This is a genomic window from Bacillus sp. FJAT-29937, from assembly GCF_001509555.1.
Lineage (GTDB): Bacteria > Bacillota > Bacilli > Bacillales > Cytobacillaceae > Cytobacillus.
This window is the reverse complement of sequence record NZ_LMAS01000005.1, coordinates 263,513-282,978: the sequence shown is the minus strand read 5'-3', so window position 1 is coordinate 282,978 and position 19,466 is coordinate 263,513. Positions and strand designations below refer to the sequence as shown.

General features: G+C 37.9%; 16 protein-coding genes. 7 read left to right on the top strand and 9 right to left on the bottom strand.

The window, feature by feature from the left end; genetic code table 11:
• Nucleotides 1-37: 37 nt before the first annotated feature.
• The gene (locus AR328_RS13405; protein WP_066295714.1) at nucleotides 38-961 is read right to left on the bottom strand and encodes a hypothetical protein; all 924 of its coding nucleotides are present in this window, start codon (nucleotides 959-961) and stop codon (nucleotides 38-40) included.
• Nucleotides 945-1,490: an RNA polymerase sigma factor gene (locus AR328_RS13400; RefSeq protein ID WP_231734834.1), complete on the bottom strand. Its 546-nt coding sequence runs from the start codon at nucleotides 1,488-1,490 to the stop codon at nucleotides 945-947. The genes AR328_RS13405 and AR328_RS13400 overlap by 17 nt, the downstream gene beginning before the upstream one ends.
• A gap of 613 nt (nucleotides 1,491-2,103) precedes the next feature.
• On the opposite strand from AR328_RS13400, the gene AR328_RS13395 reads away from it, so the two are divergent.
• On the top strand, nucleotides 2,104-3,777 hold the full coding sequence (locus AR328_RS13395; RefSeq protein WP_066295713.1) for a hypothetical protein: 1,674 nt from the start codon (nucleotides 2,104-2,106) through the stop codon (nucleotides 3,775-3,777).
• 60 nt (nucleotides 3,778-3,837) lie between these two features.
• On the opposite strand, the gene AR328_RS13390 is transcribed toward AR328_RS13395, so the two are convergent.
• Together AR328_RS13390 and AR328_RS13385 are read right to left on the bottom strand one after the other, a co-directional pair.
• Nucleotides 3,838-4,374, bottom strand: coding sequence for a DinB family protein (locus AR328_RS13390; protein WP_066295709.1), 537 nt, complete (start codon nucleotides 4,372-4,374; stop codon nucleotides 3,838-3,840).
• 21 nt (nucleotides 4,375-4,395) lie between these two features.
• Entirely contained in the window at nucleotides 4,396-5,298 is a 903-nt protein-coding gene (locus AR328_RS13385; RefSeq protein ID WP_066295707.1) for a LysR family transcriptional regulator, read from the bottom strand.
• A gap of 188 nt (nucleotides 5,299-5,486) precedes the next feature.
• On the opposite strand from AR328_RS13385, the gene gdhA reads away from it, so the two are divergent.
• The 4 genes from gdhA (at nucleotide 5,487) to AR328_RS13365 (ending at nucleotide 10,658) form a co-directional block, all read left to right on the top strand.
• The gene (gene gdhA / locus AR328_RS13380; protein WP_066295705.1) at nucleotides 5,487-6,869 is read left to right on the top strand and encodes an NADP-specific glutamate dehydrogenase; all 1,383 of its coding nucleotides are present in this window, start codon (nucleotides 5,487-5,489) and stop codon (nucleotides 6,867-6,869) included.
• A gap of 138 nt (nucleotides 6,870-7,007) precedes the next feature.
• Nucleotides 7,008-8,291, top strand: coding sequence for a sensor histidine kinase (locus AR328_RS13375; protein WP_066295697.1), 1,284 nt, complete (start codon nucleotides 7,008-7,010; stop codon nucleotides 8,289-8,291).
• Entirely contained in the window at nucleotides 8,288-9,181 is an 894-nt protein-coding gene (locus AR328_RS13370; protein ID WP_066295695.1) for a response regulator, read from the top strand. The genes AR328_RS13375 and AR328_RS13370 overlap by 4 nt, the downstream gene beginning before the upstream one ends.
• A gap of 199 nt (nucleotides 9,182-9,380) precedes the next feature.
• Nucleotides 9,381-10,658: a cation:dicarboxylate symporter family transporter gene (locus AR328_RS13365; RefSeq protein ID WP_066295693.1), complete on the top strand. Its 1,278-nt coding sequence runs from the start codon at nucleotides 9,381-9,383 to the stop codon at nucleotides 10,656-10,658.
• A gap of 56 nt (nucleotides 10,659-10,714) precedes the next feature.
• On the opposite strand, the gene AR328_RS13360 is transcribed toward AR328_RS13365, so the two are convergent.
• Nucleotides 10,715-11,911, bottom strand: coding sequence for a class I SAM-dependent rRNA methyltransferase (locus AR328_RS13360; RefSeq protein WP_066295945.1), 1,197 nt, complete (start codon nucleotides 11,909-11,911; stop codon nucleotides 10,715-10,717).
• 256 nt (nucleotides 11,912-12,167) lie between these two features.
• Between AR328_RS13360 and putP the strand changes: the two genes are divergently transcribed.
• A complete protein-coding gene (gene putP, locus AR328_RS13355; RefSeq protein ID WP_066295685.1) occupies nucleotides 12,168-13,646 on the top strand; it encodes a sodium/proline symporter PutP in 1,479 nt (492 codons plus the stop codon).
• Between the two features lie 200 nt (nucleotides 13,647-13,846).
• A complete protein-coding gene (locus AR328_RS13350) occupies nucleotides 13,847-15,079 on the top strand; it encodes an MFS transporter (RefSeq protein WP_066295683.1) in 1,233 nt (410 codons plus the stop codon).
• A 6-nt stretch (nucleotides 15,080-15,085) separates the two neighbouring features.
• Here the strand turns inward: AR328_RS13350 and AR328_RS13345 are convergent, their stop codons facing one another.
• The 4 genes from AR328_RS13345 to AR328_RS13330 all read right to left on the bottom strand — a co-directional run bounded on the left by AR328_RS13345 (nucleotide 15,086) and on the right by AR328_RS13330 (nucleotide 19,420).
• Entirely contained in the window at nucleotides 15,086-16,000 is a 915-nt protein-coding gene (locus AR328_RS13345) for an AraC family transcriptional regulator (protein WP_066295680.1), read from the bottom strand.
• Between the two features lie 237 nt (nucleotides 16,001-16,237).
• Nucleotides 16,238-16,765 (bottom strand): spermidine N1-acetyltransferase, encoded by a 528-nt coding sequence (gene speG / locus AR328_RS13340; protein ID WP_066295676.1) that lies wholly within the window; start codon nucleotides 16,763-16,765, stop codon nucleotides 16,238-16,240.
• A gap of 786 nt (nucleotides 16,766-17,551) precedes the next feature.
• A complete protein-coding gene (locus AR328_RS13335; RefSeq protein ID WP_066295672.1) occupies nucleotides 17,552-17,770 on the bottom strand; it encodes a hypothetical protein in 219 nt (72 codons plus the stop codon).
• A 135-nt stretch (nucleotides 17,771-17,905) separates the two neighbouring features.
• The gene (locus tag AR328_RS13330) at nucleotides 17,906-19,420 is read right to left on the bottom strand and encodes an acetyl-CoA hydrolase/transferase family protein (RefSeq protein WP_066295671.1); all 1,515 of its coding nucleotides are present in this window, start codon (nucleotides 19,418-19,420) and stop codon (nucleotides 17,906-17,908) included.
• Between the last annotated feature and the right edge of the window lie 46 nt (nucleotides 19,421-19,466).

Genomic DNA, 19,466 nt, shown 5'->3' with positions numbered 1-19,466 from the left:
CAATTTTCAAAAAAGAATTGGTCTCTAAGTACTTATTTCATTGTTCATCGTCATGAAGATAAGTAAATTCATATATTAAGTTTTTATCTTTTAAAGTGATTGATACATTCTCCATTCCATTGCCTGAAACAAATGTCGTTGTTGCCCCCTTTGTCGATTCCCTTTTCCAATACCCTTCAGAAATTTTATCTAAATATTGATAATACGAGGTAAAGGAAGCTTCTTCCCAATGATATTTTTCTTCGCCTGGTGAAAGGGAAATGGGTTCTAGCCCGACCGGAAATATCATTGCTCCATAGCCATGTTTCACATATATTGGCTCTTTAGACTGTTTGGGGGATATTCCTTCAATTTTCAAAGTGGCCATCGCTTGGAAAATCTCAGCGTGTTCAAGCTTAGGATAATCAAAACTAAAATGAGCAAATTTCTCATTTTCAATTGGAATAAAGAAGTGATATCTAATCGCTGTATCCATCATCTTCACATGCTCTATATTCATAGTGGTTGGGTATGGGAAATTTTCTAGCTCTTCTTCAACGAACATAGCTAATCCTGTAGTTATCCCCTTCATTTCCCCTTCTGTTACAACCTCAATGATTCCGACTATATTTGATGAATCCTGTGAATAAATTTCCCAGCCTTTTGATGACTTTTCAATATGAACATCCTTAGCCTTCCAGCTAAATTTATTGTCCATCGAAACATGTTCCTCAGCATTTCTTGGTTTAGCTGTATGAGGCCCTGTACCATCTGAAATTACTTTCCAAATAAATCCGCTGCAAATTAGAACGAAAAGGCATGATGATAATAGTGCTTTCCATTGGAAACTTCTTTTTGGAGAACGATTTATAGATTGATTCTTTAGGGAATGCCACAGCCTTGCTCTTAAAGCATCCTTCTCCTTTTGGGTTGGTTTGAGATGTTTTAATTGCTTCCATTGGTCGTCAAATTGATTGTTCAACACGTTCACCACCTTCTTTTTCACTCATTTCTTTTAATGACTGCAATGCCCTTGATAGTGTTTTTCGAACCTTAGCCTCAGACCAATTAAGTATTTCTGCCGTTTCAATTGTTGAAAAACCTTCTATCTTTCTTAAAATAATAACAAGTCGATAATTTGACTTTAAACGATATATTGCCTTCATCAGGGATAGAACCATTTCTTTGTTTTCTACATATTGCTCAACATTAAAGGTAGATGGCACTTCTCTATCTTGAGAATTGGAATTAAAAAGCCTCCATCGTTGCCGTTTGCGAATTTCATCGATGACAATATGCTTGGCAATACTAAACAGCCATGTTCTAATGCTCGAACGGTTGTCAAAACGTTCAAAAGCCGTATACGCTCGAACGAATGTATCATGAACAAGATCCTCACAGCTTTGTTTATCCTGGATCATAAACAGGATAAATCGGTAAACATCTTCATAATATTGTTCATACCACTCTATTACGAGCTCATCCCGATTCTTATTCAATTTCTTCCTCACCCGCCTTTTCCCCCTGTTTATTTATCAGTCGTTCTAATAAGAAAAACGTGACAGTGTTCTTTTATTTCGTTAACTTCGGGAAACACTAAACATGAACTTTATGGCATTTATTTTTAATTGAGATCCTTGAAAATGAGTTCCGTGGAGCGGTCATGGTGACCGTTTTTAATGGGTGCCTTGAAAAGCGACTACTATGAAGCGTTCATAGTTATCCTTTTTGACGGTGATCTTGAAAAACGCGTGCCATAAGGCGTTCATGGTTACTTTTTTTGACGACGTCCTTGGAAAACGCGTGCCATGGGGTGTTCATGGTTACCCTTTTGGACGACGTCCTTGAAAAACGCGCTCCATGAAGTGGTCATGGTTGCCCTTTTGGACGACGTCCTTGGAAAACGCGTGCCATGGGGTGTTCATAGTTACCCTTTTGGACGACGTCCTTGAAAAACGCGCTCCATGAAGTGGTCATGGTTGCCCTTTTTGGCCCAGACCTTGGAAATCGCATTCCATGGAACACTATTGGTGACCGCGAATGTGTTTTAGCAATCCAAATTGAAACTTTTCCATCTTACCATTCGTAAATACACTTAATAACTCCTTTGAAAGAAGTGATTATATGAGCAATATTATTCTATTTACACTTATTGCGGGATTAGCGTCTGCGCTGGTGCTCATCCCTTTCTCAAAAAACAAATCAAAAGAGGGTAAAAAGTCCAAATCTGCATCACTTATTGCAGCCATTATTCTTATCATTTTAATTGTCTTTTCCTTCTATTATTTTACCAATCTTGATCGCAACCTGACGTCTTTATGGTTTTTTGCTATGATCATTACCCTTGGTGGAGCATTGTTTGCTTCTGGCAATGAAAGAATGGTCAAAGGGCTACTATTCCTAGTTAGTCTGATCGTTGGAGGATTTTTCTTAACTGCCTTTCTCTTCAATGCCGATGATAAATACGAAATTGCCAAAATGAAAGAGAAAATGGAGATTGAGACGTTCGATGAAAAAGAGACTCCTGCAAGTGTTCCGCCTCAATTTGCACGCAATAAAATGAAAAAGGCATTCGGACAAGTGCCTAATACGAGCTATTATGAGCTTGGAAACTTGCAAATTCAAAAGGTGAATGGGAATTATGTGTATATTGCTCCGGTTGAATTTTCGGGATTGTTCAAATGGATCAATGGTAAACAAACTCCAGGTTATTTTACCATTAGTGCCACTGACTCTTCCGCAAATCCTAAATTTATTCAGGCTGAAATGATTTACACCCCTTCTTCATATTTTAATAAAAATCTAGAACGCCATATTCGAATGCAATACCCTAAACATATTTTTTATGGCGATGTTCAATTAGAGATCGATGACGATGGCAAGCCGCATTATATCCGTACATTTGGCAAATTTGTTTCGGCCCGGAATGGTTTCGATGTAAAAGGAATCATCATTGTGGATCCCAAAAATGGAGAAACGAAGGAATATCGTTTAGCGAATGTGCCTGCATTTATTGATGGTGCAGTTTCTCCAGAAGCAGTCAGTTTACAAAACAGCTATTTCGGAAAGTATGTACACGGATTTTGGAACAGCGCATTTGGCAAAAAGGACGTAAAGCTCCCTTCTGACGAGGGGACAGAGGCGAATGTCAGTCCTATTTTTGATGAAAATGGCGACATGTATTATTTTACTGATTTTACGAGCCCGAAAGAAGGCGTGGATTCGATGCTTGGGTATTCCCTGACCAACTCAAGAACCGGTGAAGCGACTTATTATACTGGTAATCTTGAAGAATCCTACATGGACTCCCAAGGTGCCTTACAAATTATCGAGAAGAAATTTATAGAAAAGAAATGGGAAGGTGAAATGCCTGTCCTGTATAACTTCTATGGAGAAGCAAGCTGGCTAACGCCTGTTCTCGATTCTAACGGATTTTTACAAAATTACTTTATTGTATCAGCAGCTAATCCGGAAATATCCGTATATGGAAATACGCCGAACGAAGCCTTGAAGCTATACAAAACAGCTCTCCAAAGAGGCGGGGGCACAGTGGACGGAAGCTCTAAGGCTGAGGAAAAACAAGTTAGCGGCACCGTCGTTCGAGTTTATAAAGAGAAGGTTGGAGATTTCACTGTAGTGTCATTCCTCCTAGATAACAGAAAAAACTATGTCATTTCTTCAGAAAACAGCCCCATGGCGATTTATTTGCAGGAAGGCGATCAAGTAAAGGTTACCTATTTGGATACCGGTGAAGCATTTATGCCTGTGAAAAATATTATGATTGAAGGATTAGAATAAAAAAAATCACGGTGAAGCTCTTTTTACAGGACTTCATCGTGATTTTTTATTTAAAAGGTTCTATCTAGCTGGATAGTCGGATGAATTGAAATAGCGCTCCAGTAGGATTTGGCGATGATGAAGCTCATGTCCCGCTATAATACTTGCAATCGCACGGACTGTAATCTCAAAGCCGTTAGCATTTCCTTTCCTCAGCCATGCAGCTGAATCTAAGCTTTTCAGCAAAACGATTGTGGATTGGCGTACAGTTGAAAAATTTTCTAAAAGTTCTTGCATGGACAATTGATTAAACGAGCCGTTTTGAACATAAAGATTATCGTCAAATCCCGGAAGCGGAGCTGTTTCACCCCTTGCAATGCAAAGAATCCGATAACCCATAATACGTTCTGTGTCTGCCATATGTCCAATCACTTCTTTTACCGTCCATTTATTAGGAGCATATCGAAATTGGCTCTGTCTTTCTGTCACATCATTAACTGCATTCACCGTTGCTTTCAGCTGCTCATTCAATAGCTCAAGCAATTCCCCATCTGGCACTAAATGAACATAAGCCGAAAAATAGGCCGGATATTCATTTGCTTGTGGTTTTTGATACATTTACCTTTACCCCTTATTCGTTTATTTTTGAAAACTGCCCAGCATGTTGAAAAATTCATTCAGAAACTCATGGAAAAGCTTTGCAGTTGGAAGCATTTCACGATCGGTCGGAATGATCACACCAACCGTCCTTGTGACTTGAGGTTCGATTTGGGTTTTTACTGTTTGACGGGGCAAACTGTCTATCAATGTGATTTCGGGAATTAAAGTTACACCGAGACCGGCTGAAACTAAGCCTTTTATCGCGTCTATATCCTCACCCTCAAATGTCACATTTGGTTGAAACCCTTGCTGCTGACAGGCATTAACAGTAATTTCACGCAAAATATAGCCGTTCGGAAACAAGACGAAGGAATCATCCCGTAATTGGCTTAATTTGATTGACTTCCGATCTGCTAGAGCATGCCTTACTGGCAATAAAGCGACTATTTTTTCTGTGAATAAAATATTCCCCAGCACTTTCTTATCATCTTTCGGAACCGGACCAAGAAGCGCCATATCAATATCTCCCTTTTTAACTCCATCTATTAAACTTTGATAAGAGCCTTGGCGAAGCTGATATTTTACATCTGGATGCTTTCGGCTAAAGGCAGAAATGGCTGTGGGGAGAGTGTAAGCGGCTAAGCTGCTCGGGAAACCAACGCGAATCGTTCCCTTTTCAGGGTCTAAATACTCGTCTACCTCCCTTTTGGCACTTTCAATTACCTTCATTGCTTCCTCCATGTGCTCGAGAAATATCTTTCCTATTGGCGTTAATCGAACATTTCTGCCCTCGCGAATAAATAAATCAACTCCAAGCTCTGCTTCTAAATTAAAAATCTGCCTGCTGACTGCTGATTGAGCGACATGGAGCGCATCTGCCGCCTCCGTTACATGCTCCCTTTTTGCAACCTCCATAAAATACTGTATTTGTCTTAACTCCATATATGCCCATCTCCCCCGATTCATCTCACATCGGCATTGTTCTTATCTAAAATTCATATTGTTTAGATTATTTTTTCATTATAAAATTTCTTTAACAGAAAATCCATTTATTTGGCTAAAAGTTCTAAATGTATCCAACTATCGCCAACTAATTGAAACTTAATTTATACAGAGGGGAATTGATCATTATGCAAACAATAGAGGAAGTGAAAAATAACGAATCTAAAGTAGCCGTTAATTATGTAAATGAAGTTTTTGAAAAGGTAAAAACAAGGAATCCGTTTGAATCAGAATTTCATCAGGCTGTTGAAGAAATTTTTGATTCACTTTTACCTGTATTTTCTAAACACCCTAAATATATGGATCAAAATATCCTAGAAAGAATTGTTGAACCTGAAAGGGTCATTACCTTCCGTGTTCCATGGACTGATGATAAAGGAAAGGTACAGGTAAATCGCGGATTTCGCGTCCAGTACAGCAGTACCCTCGGCCCCTATAAAGGCGGCATTCGTTTTCATCCTACCGTAAATTCCAGCATCATTAAATTCCTCGGTTTTGAACAAATCTTCAAAAATTCCTTAACTGGTCTCCCAATTGGAGGGGCAAAAGGCGGGGCAGATTTTGATCCGAAGGAAAAATCAGATGGTGAAATCATGCGTTTTACTCAAAGCTTTATGACTGAACTATATAAGCATATTGGTCCTGATACTGATGTCCCAGCAGGTGATATTGGAGTTGGCGCAAGGGAAATCGGCTATATGTTCGGGCAATATAAGCGACTTCGAGGCGCTTATGAAGCTGGCGTGTTAACTGGCAAAGGGCTTGAATATGGAGGAAGTTTGGCACGAAAAGAAGCAACCGGATATGGCCTTGTATATTTCGTTGAAGAAATGTTAAGAGATAAAGGCCATAGCTTTAACGAAAGCACCGTGATTGTCTCTGGATCAGGGAATGTTTCCATTTATGCCATCGAAAAAGCCATGCAATTAGGCGCGAAAGTAGTGGCTTGCAGTGATTCCAATGGGTATATTTATGATGAAAATGGGTTAAATCTTGAAACCGTTAAACACTTGAAAGAAGTTGAGGGCAAGCGAATCTATGAATATGTTTATGAACACCCTCACGCACAATATGTTGAAGGCTGTTCCGGCATCTGGTCAATCCCATGTGATATCGCTCTTCCATGTGCGACTCAAAATGAAATAAATGAATGCTCTGCAAAAATCCTTGTAGCGAATGGGGTCAAGGCTGTTGGAGAAGGCGCTAATATGCCGTCCAACCTAGAAGCGATCGATGTATTTCTAAAGAATGATATCCTCTTTGCACCTGGAAAAGCAGCAAATGCAGGTGGAGTATCAGTTTCTGCACTGGAAATGTCTCAGAATAGTGCAAGAATTGCATGGACGTTTGAAGAAGTAGATGAGAAGCTTCATCAAATCATGAAAAATATTTACCGCAATACTGTTAACGCTGCTGAAGAATATGGGTATCCAGGCAATTTAGTAATCGGTTCAAACATTGCAGGCTTTATTCGTGTAGCAAATGCTATGATTGTACAGGGTGTTGTTTAAGAGAAAAAAGGTGGATGCATTAGGAAATTTCTAATGCACCCACCTTTTTTCTTTGTGAATTCCTTTTAATTTATGATTAGATTATAATAAAATGAAACTTTAATCAGTTGGGGCACAAATCCCTATTAGGAGAATACAATGCTTTCCACATATATATTTAGTAGAAATATTATCAGAATTAAATGGGTTCCATTATTTCTCACCGCCATCTTAACTGCTTTCTTAAGTGAGGTCAAAGTGATCCCTTTCTATGGAGAGGATTTTCGATTCGGATTAGGCAGTATTACTTTTTTTTTGCTGATTCTCATTTTTCCTCCTGTATCTTTAATTCGTACAGGGTTCATCACAGGATTGACTGTTGTATGTTTGCGTATTTGTGAGGATTTGGTGTTCAGTGATATTTCATTTTTGCTTAGCATTGAAAATCATTTCCCGGCTTTTCTCTATTATTTCTTGTTTGCTTTAGGATTTAGCGTTATTAACATAAATACATACAAAGCCTCCCCTCTTCTCCTTGGAGCTTTCGCTGCGTGTTTCGAATTTATTGGAAACAGTGCTGAGCATCTTATGCGTTATTTGCTTACCTATCATTCGAACATTAATCTGCAAGAATGGTTAATGCTTAGCGGCGTAGCCTTACTCCGAAGCTATTTTGTAGTAGGAATCTATAGCTCCATTACGATTTCCGAGCAAAAAAAACGCATGGAAGAAATGCTGGAGGTTGGATCAGAATTATATGCCGAAACTCTTTATTTACAAAAGTCAATCGATCATATTGAACAGATTACAGGATCAAGCCATGATTTATATCGAAAATTAAAAAAGCATAATCTTTCCGAGTTAGGCAGGCAAGCATTGCTCATCGCCCAAGAAATACATGAAGTGAAAAAAGATTCGCAGCGGATTCTTTCTGGACTAGCAAAAATTTCATCGCAAAAGAAGTCAGATTCCGTCTATCTTTCTGATGTTCTCGGAATCGTCGCAGCATCTAATGAAAAATATAGTGAGCTGTTAGGGAAAAAAATCATCTTTCATTTAAAGACATCAACTGATTTTGAGACAGCACAGCAAATTCCTCTCCTGGCGATATTAAATAATCTCACTGCAAATGCTGTCGAAGCCATCGAGGGTATAGGGGCAATTGATATTCAGGCTATGAATAAGTCAGCCAATACTGTAATTATTGTAAAAGATACAGGCAAAGGAATTGCAAAAGAAGATCTGCCAATTATTTTTGAACCAGGATATACGACTAAGTATAATGATCACGGAGTGGCAGCAACGGGCATTGGTCTTTCCCATGTACAAGACATTGTACATTCGCTGGATGGCCAAATTAATATAAAATCCTCTGCAAATGGAACTATTTTCAATATACATATTCCAACTAGAAACATAAGAAAGCGAGTTGAATCAAACTGAGATATTTTATTATAGATGATGACATGGCAAGCCGTAGTATGCTTAAAAAAATCATTGCCGATGGAGAACTTGGCCATGTCATTGGTGAGGCTGAAAGCGGACATGAATCGCTTCAGCTCATCCTTTCAACTCGTCCTGATTTTGTCTTAATTGACTTTTTGATGCCTGAGCTGGATGGGATTGAAACCATCGAACAATTAAGAAAGCAAGGGTTTCAAGGTCAGTTTATTATGATTTCCCAAATAGTAAATAAAGAAATGGTCGGAGAAGCATATGAAAAAGGGGTTGAATTCTTCATCCACAAACCAATCAATCGGGTTGAAGTCCAAAGCATCCTAAAGAGAACAGCTGAACAATTTCACCTCAAACAATCCCTATTAACGATCCGAGAATCACTGGCTCATATTGGATCAACTAATCATGCGAAAAAACAACAAAGCGTAAAAGAAATAGCCTTATCGATATTGAATGATTTAGGGATTATCGGTGAAGCAGGAAGCGAAGATATGGTGTTGATGATGGAATATTTAATAAATCAAAAGAATGGAAGCACCCTACTGCCTCCTTTGAAAGAATTATACGAGGCAGTCACCATTTCGAATGATACGGACTCTCCCCAAATAAAAAAAGAAATTAAATCCATAGAACAGCGAATCCGCAGAGCCATTATGGCAGCACTTAATAATTTAGCTTCATTAGGAACTTTCGATTACACGAATCCTACATTTGAATATTATGCCCCTCGCTATTTTGATTTTCATGAAATCAGGATGCGAATGAAAGAAATGGATACAGTCACTAATGAAACAATGAAAGTAAAAATTAATATAAAAAAGTTCCTGCAGGTTTTGTATATGGATACAATGGAAAAATTCAATCAAGGCTCATAGTCTGGATATTCATCAAGTGACATAATAAAAATTGAAAGCCCATCACTTAAATGATTTTAAGTGGGGTTTTTTTATTTTTCAATAAAACTTTTTAAAGCATTGTCGGATTTTGTAGGATTCAGTAACTTCTCCATATAATTAATTTATTATTTTCCTATCACATAGTAAGCGTTTTCATTATATAAGGAGAGGTGATTTGATGAAAAAGAAAAAGTTCAAATTTAGCTTAGCTTATCAAATTCTTGTCGGATTAACTCTAGGGATTATTGTCGGAGCGATATTTTACGGAAACCCTAACGTGGCAACTTATCTACAGCCAATCGGGGATATCTTTATTCGACTAATTAAAATGATTGTTGTCCCAATTGTTATTTCTACATTAATTCTCGGCGTTGCTGGAACTGGCGACATGAAGAAATTAGGAAGACTTGGCGGAAAAACGATTCTTTATTTTGAAATTGTAACAACGATTGCCATTATCGTTGGATTACTTGCAGCTAATATTGTTAAGCCTGGTGTAGGGCTTGATATTTCCAAGCTGGCTAAAGGGGATATCCAACAATATGTGAACACAACTGAAGAAGTACAGAGTCACAGCTTTGCCGATACTTTTGTCAATATTGTTCCATCTAACATCATTCAATCTTTGGCAAATGGAGATATGCTTGCTATTATTTTCTTTGCGGTTATGTTTGGGTTAGGGATTGCTGCTATCGGTGAAAGAGGAAAACCAGTTCTTGCTTTCTTCCAAGGTACTGCAGACGCGATGTTCTGGGTAACAAATCAAATTATGAAGTTCGCTCCATTTGGTGTTTTTGCCCTAATTGGAGTTACCGTTTCAAAATTTGGGGTTAATTCATTAATACCCCTTGGAAAATTACTCATCTTAGTGTATGTAACTATGGCTTTATTCGTAGTTGTTGTTTTAGGTGGAATTGCGAAGATTTGTGGAATAAGTGTCTTTAATCTCATGAAAATCTTAAAAGACGAACTCATCTTAGCCTATTCAACATCAAGTTCAGAAACGGTATTGCCTAAAGTAATGGAAAAAATGGAGAAATACGGCTGTCCGAAAGATGTTGTTTCCTTTGTTATTCCAACCGGTTATTCATTTAACTTAGACGGCTCTACCCTTTATCAAGCACTTGCGGCCATCTTTATTGCCCAAATGTATGGAATCGATTTGAGCATTACGCAACAAATTACACTAATGTTAGTACTGATGGTTACATCAAAAGGAATTGCCGGTGTCCCTGGAGTATCCTTTGTCGTTCTATTAGCAACATTAGGCTCTGTCGGAATTCCACTTGAAGGTCTTGCCTTTATTGCGGGAATCGACCGTATTCTAGATATGGCCCGTACTGTTGTTAACGTAATTGGCAACTCACTAGCGGCAGTTGTTATGTCTAAGTGGGAAGGCCGTTTTGACAACAAAAAAGGAAAAGAATACATCACTGCTATTCAAAAATCAGCATAATAAATAAAATAAGGCTGTCCTTAAGGTGTAAGCACCCTAGAGGACAGCCTCTTTTTTTAGGTCAACTTTTTAATAATCGCTACTTTAAGATAGTTGCCTTCTTTAAATTCCTTCAGAGTTTTAAAATCCTCTGGGAGGCTAAATTCCTCAAGAATTGTATATTTACTTTCTGTTTGCTTAAATGCCTTTTCAATAAATCCCTTGAATTTTTTCATATCAAACGTACTGCAATTCGTTGAGGCAACGATCATTCCATTATTTTCAGTGATTTGAATCGCTTGCTCGAGTAAAGCCGGATAATCCTTCCCTGCACTAAAGATATGTTTTTTAGAACGTGCGAAGCTTGGTGGATCAAGAATGACCATCTCGAATTTTAATTGCTTTCTTACAGCATATTTAAAATAATGAAATACATCTTCTACAATAATATCGTGAGCTTCATATTTTATTTCGTTCACACTGAACTGTTCAATTGTCTTACCCTTACTTCGGTTAGCAAGGTCCACACTTGTAGTTTTCAAAGCCCCGCCTAAAGCAGCTGCTACAGAAAATGCTCCTGTATAGGAAAATGTATTTAATACGTTTTTTCCTTTTGCGTACTTTTCCCGTATTGCCTTGCGGACATTCCTTTGGTCCAAGAAAACACCCACCATGGCCCCGTCATTCAGATATATCGCGAAGTTGATGCCATTTTCTTTTACTATAAGTGGAAAGACGGCACGCTCCCCTGCAACAAAATCATCATCCTCTATGTAAGTTCCCTTTAAGTCAAACCGTTTCTTTTCGTAAACCCCTTTCACATCTGCTACCTGGAATAAAGCTTGTAAAATATCATTTTTAAACTGATAGATCCCCTCACTATACCAAGTAGCTAAATAATATCCAGCAAAGTAGTCGATCGTCAGTCCGCCGATTCCGTCACCTTCCCCGTTGAAAACACGAAAGGCCGTTGTTTCCTGGTCATCAAAAAAAGCTTTTCTATTATCCAAAGCTTTTTTAAGCCTTTTTTCAAAAAAGTCCTGATTAATCAATTCCTGCTGATTTCTCGTTAAAATCCAGCCCCTGCCCTTATTTTGCTTGCCATAATAACCTGTTGCTAAATACCGATTTTTCTCATCAAACAAGTTAATAATCGTTCCTTCTTCAATACCAACCGGCATTTTGATAATTGAATCCTCAGAAATAAGCGGATAGCCGCTTTGAAAATTCTTCACAAATGCAGATTTTACTTTTAAAGATTCTTCTTTTCTCATTTGTTCACCCAATCATTTATTTACTCATGTATAGATATTACCACTTGTGAGATTATACACCAAATGGATCTATTTCACAGCTTCTCAGATGCGAATATTTTATGGCTTCTTAGTGGAAAGTAATGATATTTTAGAATATTTTTACTTTTATTTTCAAATAATTTCACATCGCATTTTATGTCGAATAATGTTAGAATACGAATAGTCTTTTTTCTTTGTTTTATAAATTTTTTCAAAAAAATTGGAGGGATGTAAAATGTCAGATATAGGTCTTCAGCTTGTTTCCATCGGTATTTATATGGTAGCTATGCTCATAATTGGCTGGTATTCGTATCGAAAAACTAGTGATCTGACGGATTATATGCTTGGCGGTCGTTCTCTTGGTCCTGCAGTTACAGCTCTTAGTGCTGGTGCCGCAGATATGAGCGGCTGGCTGTTAATGGGATTGCCTGGCGGAATTTATGTAAGCGGTTTAGCAGATGCTTGGATTGCTATTGGATTAACGATTGGCGCCTATTTGAACTGGTTGTTAGTTGCACCTAGATTACGTACCTACACACAAGTAGCGAATGATTCAATCACAATTCCCGGCTATCTTGAAAATCGCTTTAAAGACACAACTAAATTATTAAGAATTGTTTCTGGAATTGTTATTCTTATTTTCTTTACATTCTATGTGTCTTCCGGAATGGTAGCAGGGGCAGTATTTTTCAAGAGCTCATTTGGAACGAGCTATCATACTGGACTCTTAATTGTTGGCGGTGTTACGGTAGCCTATACATTATTTGGCGGCTTCCTGGCAGTTAGCTACACTGACTTTATTCAGGGTCTAATGATGTTGGTTGCATTACTTCTTGTTCCAATTTTGGCTTTATCACATACAGGCGGATTAGGCGAAACTTTTGCGACTGTTAGAGAAATTGATCCAACATTACTCGATTTCTTTAAAGGAACAACAACAATTGGAATTATCTCAGCAATGGCATGGGGATTAGGCTATTTTGGTCAGCCTCATATTATCGTTCGTTTTATGGCGATTACTTCTGTTAAAGAAACAAAGAGTGCTCGTCGCATCGGGATTGGCTGGATGATTTTCTCCTTATTAGGAACTATTTTTACAGCTTTGATTGGACTTGCCTTTTTCCATCAAAACACTCAATATACGTTAGATAATCCTGAAGCAATATTCCTAACTTTAGGACAGATTGTCTTCCATCCTTTATTTGCAGGCTTCCTGTTAGCAGCCGTTCTAGCAGCAATTATGAGCACAATTTCTTCCCAATTAATTGTTACTTCAAGTGCACTGACAGAGGATCTGTATAAAGTATTATTGAGAAGAAATGGAACTGATAAAGAATATGTATTCTTTGGACGTATGGCAGTATTAGCTGTTTCCCTTATTGCAGCAGTTCTTGCTTTCGAGCAAAATGATACGATTTTAGGTCTAGTTGCTTATGCTTGGGCTGGCTTTGGTGCAGCATTTGGTCCAACTATTATTTTAAGCTTATACTGGAAGAAGATGACGAACTGGGGAGCGATTGTTGGTATGATCGCTGGTGCTTTGACGGTTATCATTTGGAAAAATGCCGGTCTTGGAGACACTCTCTACGAAATCGTACCAGGTTTCGCTATCAACTTAATCCTTACCCTTATTGTCAGCTTAATGACCTATAAACGCAACGAGGAAATTGAGAAAGAGTTTGATGAAAGCGTTAGATTACTGAAGAGTGAATGATAGAAAAGTCCTCCTTTTTTAAGGGAGGATTTTTTTCTTGTCATTGTTCACCAGTTTTTTACATAAAACGGACATTTTCCTGGGAAATATCTCGAAACTTGTCAGATGCTCGTCGCAGAAGGAACTGACTTTTAATATCGCAAATTTGGAAAAGAAAAAATTCTGCCTCCTTCTTATAATCAATTGGAGGAGGTAACAAAATGAATTTATTCAACATAAAAAGTCCATATCACGTTTACATTTATACATGTTTCTTTTCGCAGTTTTTCTTCACTTTTATTTTTACGGTAAATTTGTTATACCATGTGCAAATCGTCAAGCTTAATCCGCTTGAGCTTGTTTTAGTGGGTACGGTTTTAGAATTGACTGTTTTCTTATTTGAAATCCCAACCGGAGTTTTATCAGATGTGAAAAGCCGAAAGCTTTCCATCGTGATTGGATACTGTTTAATTGGAATTGGCTTTCTCGTGGAGGGGTTATTTCCACTTTTTACAACAGTGATTATCGCTCAAATCCTTTGGGGCATTGGGTACACCTTTACTAGCGGATCCCTTCAGGCATGGATTGCCGATGAAATTGGGGAAGAACGTGCTTCTTCTGCATTTATAACAGGTGCGCAGGCTGGTAATCTTGGGAAGATGATTGCGATTCCTTTAAGTATAATTACTGGATATTTTATGATCAATCTTCCTATTATCATTGGCGGTCTATGCATGGTTGGACTTGGCATCTACTTAATCCTTTTTATGAAAGAGGAAAACTTTCAGCCATTAGATAAAGTGAATCGAACATCAACATGGGCAAACATGAAAGGAAATTTGGAGATAATTATTGTTTATTCAAGAGCTAACTATTTGATGAGATTGCTCTTCCTTATTGCTTTGTTTGTTGGATTTTACAGTGAAGGATTTGATCGATTATGGATTTCTCATTTCTTTGAAGCAGCTAATCTAGCAGCTTTTACTAATCAAAGTTTTGTTATTTTATTAGGCGGGGTCCAATTTGTGGTCGTTCTTCTATCGTCTGTAGTTCTCCACAATTTAAATCGAAGTCCCTTCTATCAGCAGCTGAACAAGATTTATGTCGCACTCTTTGTCGGGAGCTTCCTAATTATATGTTCTTTATTAGGCTTTGCTTTTTCAACTAGCTTTATCAGTCTGCTTACCTTTTATATTCTCATTCAAGTGGCAAGACAAGCTATGTATCCTTTGGAGGATATTTGGCTCAATAAGATTATCCCCGACTCTTCTATACGAGCAACATTCTTTTCTGTAAAAGGCCAAGTAGACGCAATTGGACAAATCGGAGGAGGTCCCATCATTGGATTTATTGCTTCAGGTTTTACGATTAAAGCAGCAATCATAGCTAGTGCTCTTTTATTAACACCTGTTTTATTTTTATATAGGACCGTACTAAAAAAATCTAGAGGATAAATATTCTTATCCTCTAGATTTTTCTTTTATCGGCAAATGAATTTCCATATAGATTCTCTCATAATCCCAATAATGGCAATGTTCATCATAGTATTCAAAGTCATAGCCTCTTTCATCGACTTCATATGAAGAGCATGGGAACCAACCCTCTAAAATATATCGCCAAGTTCCTTTAATGGCTGAAGCGAATTGTTCTTTTTCAACGAGCGGTGTTTTAAAAATGGCATAAACAGTCTCCGGAATTTTAAACTTCATAAAGCCAGCCGGGAGTTCTTCCTGATGATTTAACTCAACCGCAAATAAATACGTAAAATAATCTTGATGGATAGCGTTAGTTAAATTAATACAATATTCCCCATGATTTTTTGGAGACAATGTTTCATATAGTGCCCTTTCAACGGAACCATCATTTAGGCCATCCTGATCCCAAAAGGCTGGAGCATCTCTTGTGTAATTAACATTTGGCACATAACTTTCAATCTTTTTTCCAGCAACCCAGAACGACTCCCTTGTGATAATCTTCGGCTGCAAAACAATACCGCCAAGATTTTTTTCAAACAAATCTTTTAAATTTAATTTATGAGGAGGTGAAATTGGACAATGAAGCTTATATAAACTGGGTGGGCTGCCAAAGCATTTTTTAAAGGCCTTCGTAAATCCAGCATGTGTTTCAAATCCATAATCTAAAGCAATTTGAAGGACTTTTTTCCCGCTGGCTAATTCATATAAGGCATGCTGCAGCTTTCTTTTTACAACATAGTCCATTATTGTGTAACCAAGAACTTTGCGAAAAATTCGGTAAAAATGAAACGGTGAATATCCGGCTATTTTAGCTAATTCCTCAGCATTTATTTCTTCTTTTATATGTTCATCAATATAATCAATCGTTCTCTGCAATAATTCCAACTGCTGAATCTCCATCGCCATCCCCTATAGATATGTATTAATGTTATTTTAATTAAACTGATTAGCAGGAGCTATTGTCAATTGATATGAACGAAAATCTTTCATGAGTGTCTACTCCCAATCAAGTATGTAAATGTCGTTGGCTTCATTTCTCTGCGCTGGTGATTACTTCATACATCAAGGCTTGTTCAATAAATCCAAAGACAATTTAATTTTCAAAAAAAAGAAGAACTCTTTAAAGTTCTCCATAAATTAGGCATCCATCGAATTACTCCCCAAGTACTGATGCTGAAACATACACATTCTAATGGCATTATGATACTCGCCATCCACAAAAAACTCGTCAATCAATTCACCTTCAAAATGAAATCCCAGTTTTTTATAAATATGAATCGCTTTTTCATTATTTTTGTCTACAATTAAATAGAGTTTATAGAGGTTTAATACCGAAAAAGCATAATCCATAGCACGGTGCGTTGCTTCCTTTGCATAACCGTGTCCCTGATGATTGGGATCAATAATGATTTGGAACTCTGCTCTCCGGTGGATATAATCAATTTCTACTAATTCTACAAGGCCGACCATCTCGCCGCTTTTTTCCACAATAAATCGACGTTCACCTTGATCGTGAATATGTTTATCATACAGATCCTGTAATTCAACGAAAGCCTCATATGGTTCTTCAAACCAATAGGACATCACGTTGGCATTGATGTTTAATTTATGGACAAATCCTAAGTCCACTCTTTCCAGCGGCCTTAATCTAACCCCATCACTCATACTTCCATCCTCCGCATTCATCTTCTTTGCCTTATTTATATTTTATGACCAAATACTGAGAATTATCATAAATGAATGTTAATATAATTATGGACACACGAAGAAAAAAGTGTAAATCTACATTCAATTGTGAATCGGCACTTATAAAAATACTCTTGATCTTTATTCTTCATTTAGCATTGGCAATAAAACTGCGAAGTATTTCATTTAATAACCTGCTTTCTATATTTTTTACTTGTGATGCAATGTGTACATCTCAGGAGACGAGTTTTCTTTGGCTCTCAATAAAAATGAGTGCCATGAAAGCTTCATAGTGCGTGTTTTCTTCGGTTCCCGACAAAAACGAGTGCTATGAAAGCTTCATAGTGCGTGTTTTCTTCGGTTCCCAACAAGAACGAGTGCTATGAAAGCTTCATAGTGCGTGTTTTCATTGGCTCTCAACAAAAACGGGTGCTATGAAGGCTTCATAGTGCGTGTTCTCTTCGGTTCTCAACAAAAACGAGTGCTATGAAAGCTTCATAGTGCGTGTTTTCATTGGCTCTCAACAAAAACGAGCGCTATGAAAGCTTCATAGTGCTTGTTTTCATTGGCTCTCAACAAAAACGAGCGCTATGAAAGCTTCATAGTGCTTGTTTTCTTCGGTTCCCAACAAAAACGAGTGCTATGAAGCCTTTTCCGGATTTCTTTCTTTTATTGCATTGAAGATTTGTCTATGCCTCGTAAAAGAAAAAATAGGTACTACTTCCAACTAAGGATTTGTACCTACTCTCTCTATTCCTACTTTTCTTACCTTTTTTTCTTTTTCGAATTATCTACTACAGGTGTATTCTTTTTAACCGCTTCTAATGCTATTTGTACATTAATATGTTTTTCATCAACATTTTTCACACTGACAATTTTTCCTTTACGGCCTTTAATCGTTAATTCCTCACCTACTGTCGGTACACGTGTAAGCAACTGGCATAATAACTGATTTTTGTTTTCAAAAAAATGAACAGCAAACATTATTGCATCACCTATTTTCATATAGTATTCGTTACACATCTTGTAACCTCTATATAAAATATTAGATTGCTGCTAGATTTAGACCAAAAACTATAAAAAAACTCTAGGCAAAAATCCGCCTAGAGTTCGCATCTCTTATTTGCTTTCTACTAATGCCTTCAGCATCGTTCCATTCTTCGCAAAATCTGTGTGCCAAGAAAGAGCTTTTTCTAATACATTTGGAGTGTGGCCGCCCCTTGTTAAGGCTTCTTGATAGTATTCCCGAAGCTGCTCGCGATACATTGGATGTGCGCAGTTTTCAATAATTAATTCGACACGCTGTCTAGGAGCTAGTCCGCGGAGGTCTGCATAGCCTTGCTCTGTCACAATCACGTCAACATCATGCTCTGTATGATCGACATGGGATGCGAAAGGAACGATGCTTGAGATTTTGCCATCTTTCGCAATGGACTTTGTCACAAAAATAGCAAGTCGGGCATTTCTAGCAAAGTCGCCAGAACCTCCAATTCCATTCATCATTTTCGTTCCTAAGACATGTGTGGAGTTTACATTTCCGTATATATCTAATTCCAATGCAGTGTTAATTGAAATCAAACCGAGCCTGCGGATAATTTCCGGATGATTCGATATTTCTTGCGGTCTCATCAAGATTCGATCACGATACTGATCAAAATTTGAGAATACTTGCTTCATTTTTGATTCGGATAATGTGATGGAACAGCAGGAGGCAAAGCGGACCTTTCCTGCATCCATTAGATCAAAGACGGCGTCCTGCAATACTTCTGAATACACTTCCAAGTCCTCAAACTCTGAATCTAGCATTCCATGAAGAACCGCATTGGCGACCGAGCCTATTCCAGACTGCAATGGAGCAAGCTTTTCAGTTAATCTCCCCGCAGCTATTTCTGTACGGAGAAATTCCAGCAAGTGCCCGGCCATTACTTTTGTTTCCTCATCTGGCCGAACAATTGTTGAAGGAGAATCATCCTGATTAGTAAAGACGATGCCTTTAATTTTCTCGGTATCTACTATTATGCCTGTCGACCCAATACGGTCATCCGCCTTTGTTAGAGGAATAGGCTCTCTTTCCCCCTGCTTTCCTGGTGCAAATAAATCGTGCAAGCCTTCTAATTCTGGTGTTTGCGCAAGATTAATTTCTACAATAATGGATTTGGCATGCTGCGCAAACGTTAACGAATTTCCGATTGATGTGGTCGGAATAATTTGTCCATCCTCCGTAATCGAAACCGCTTCCAAAATAGCAAAATCAATAGGATCCATTACATTTGCGCGAATTAACTCTGCAGTGTGTGATAAATGCTGGTCAACGAATAAGAAGTCCCCCTGATTAATTCCTCTTCTCATCGTTGGGTCAGCTTGGAAAGGCAAGCGTTTATTAATGATCCCAGCCTCTGCAAACAATTTATCAACATCAGAACCTAAAGAAGCCCCTGTATATACATTGACTTTGAAGTTTTCAGTTTTTGTTCTTTCTATTAAAGCAAATGGTACCGCTTTCACGTCCCCCGCACGTGTAAAGCCGCTTAATCCAAGAGTCATGCCATCTTGAATCCACGATGCCGCTTCCTCAGGAGTGACAACACGATCTTGTAAACTAGTGTTTTTTATACGTTCATACCCCTTATCCATTCTCCCAACCCTCTCCCACTATATATATAATCATTTTACCTATTAA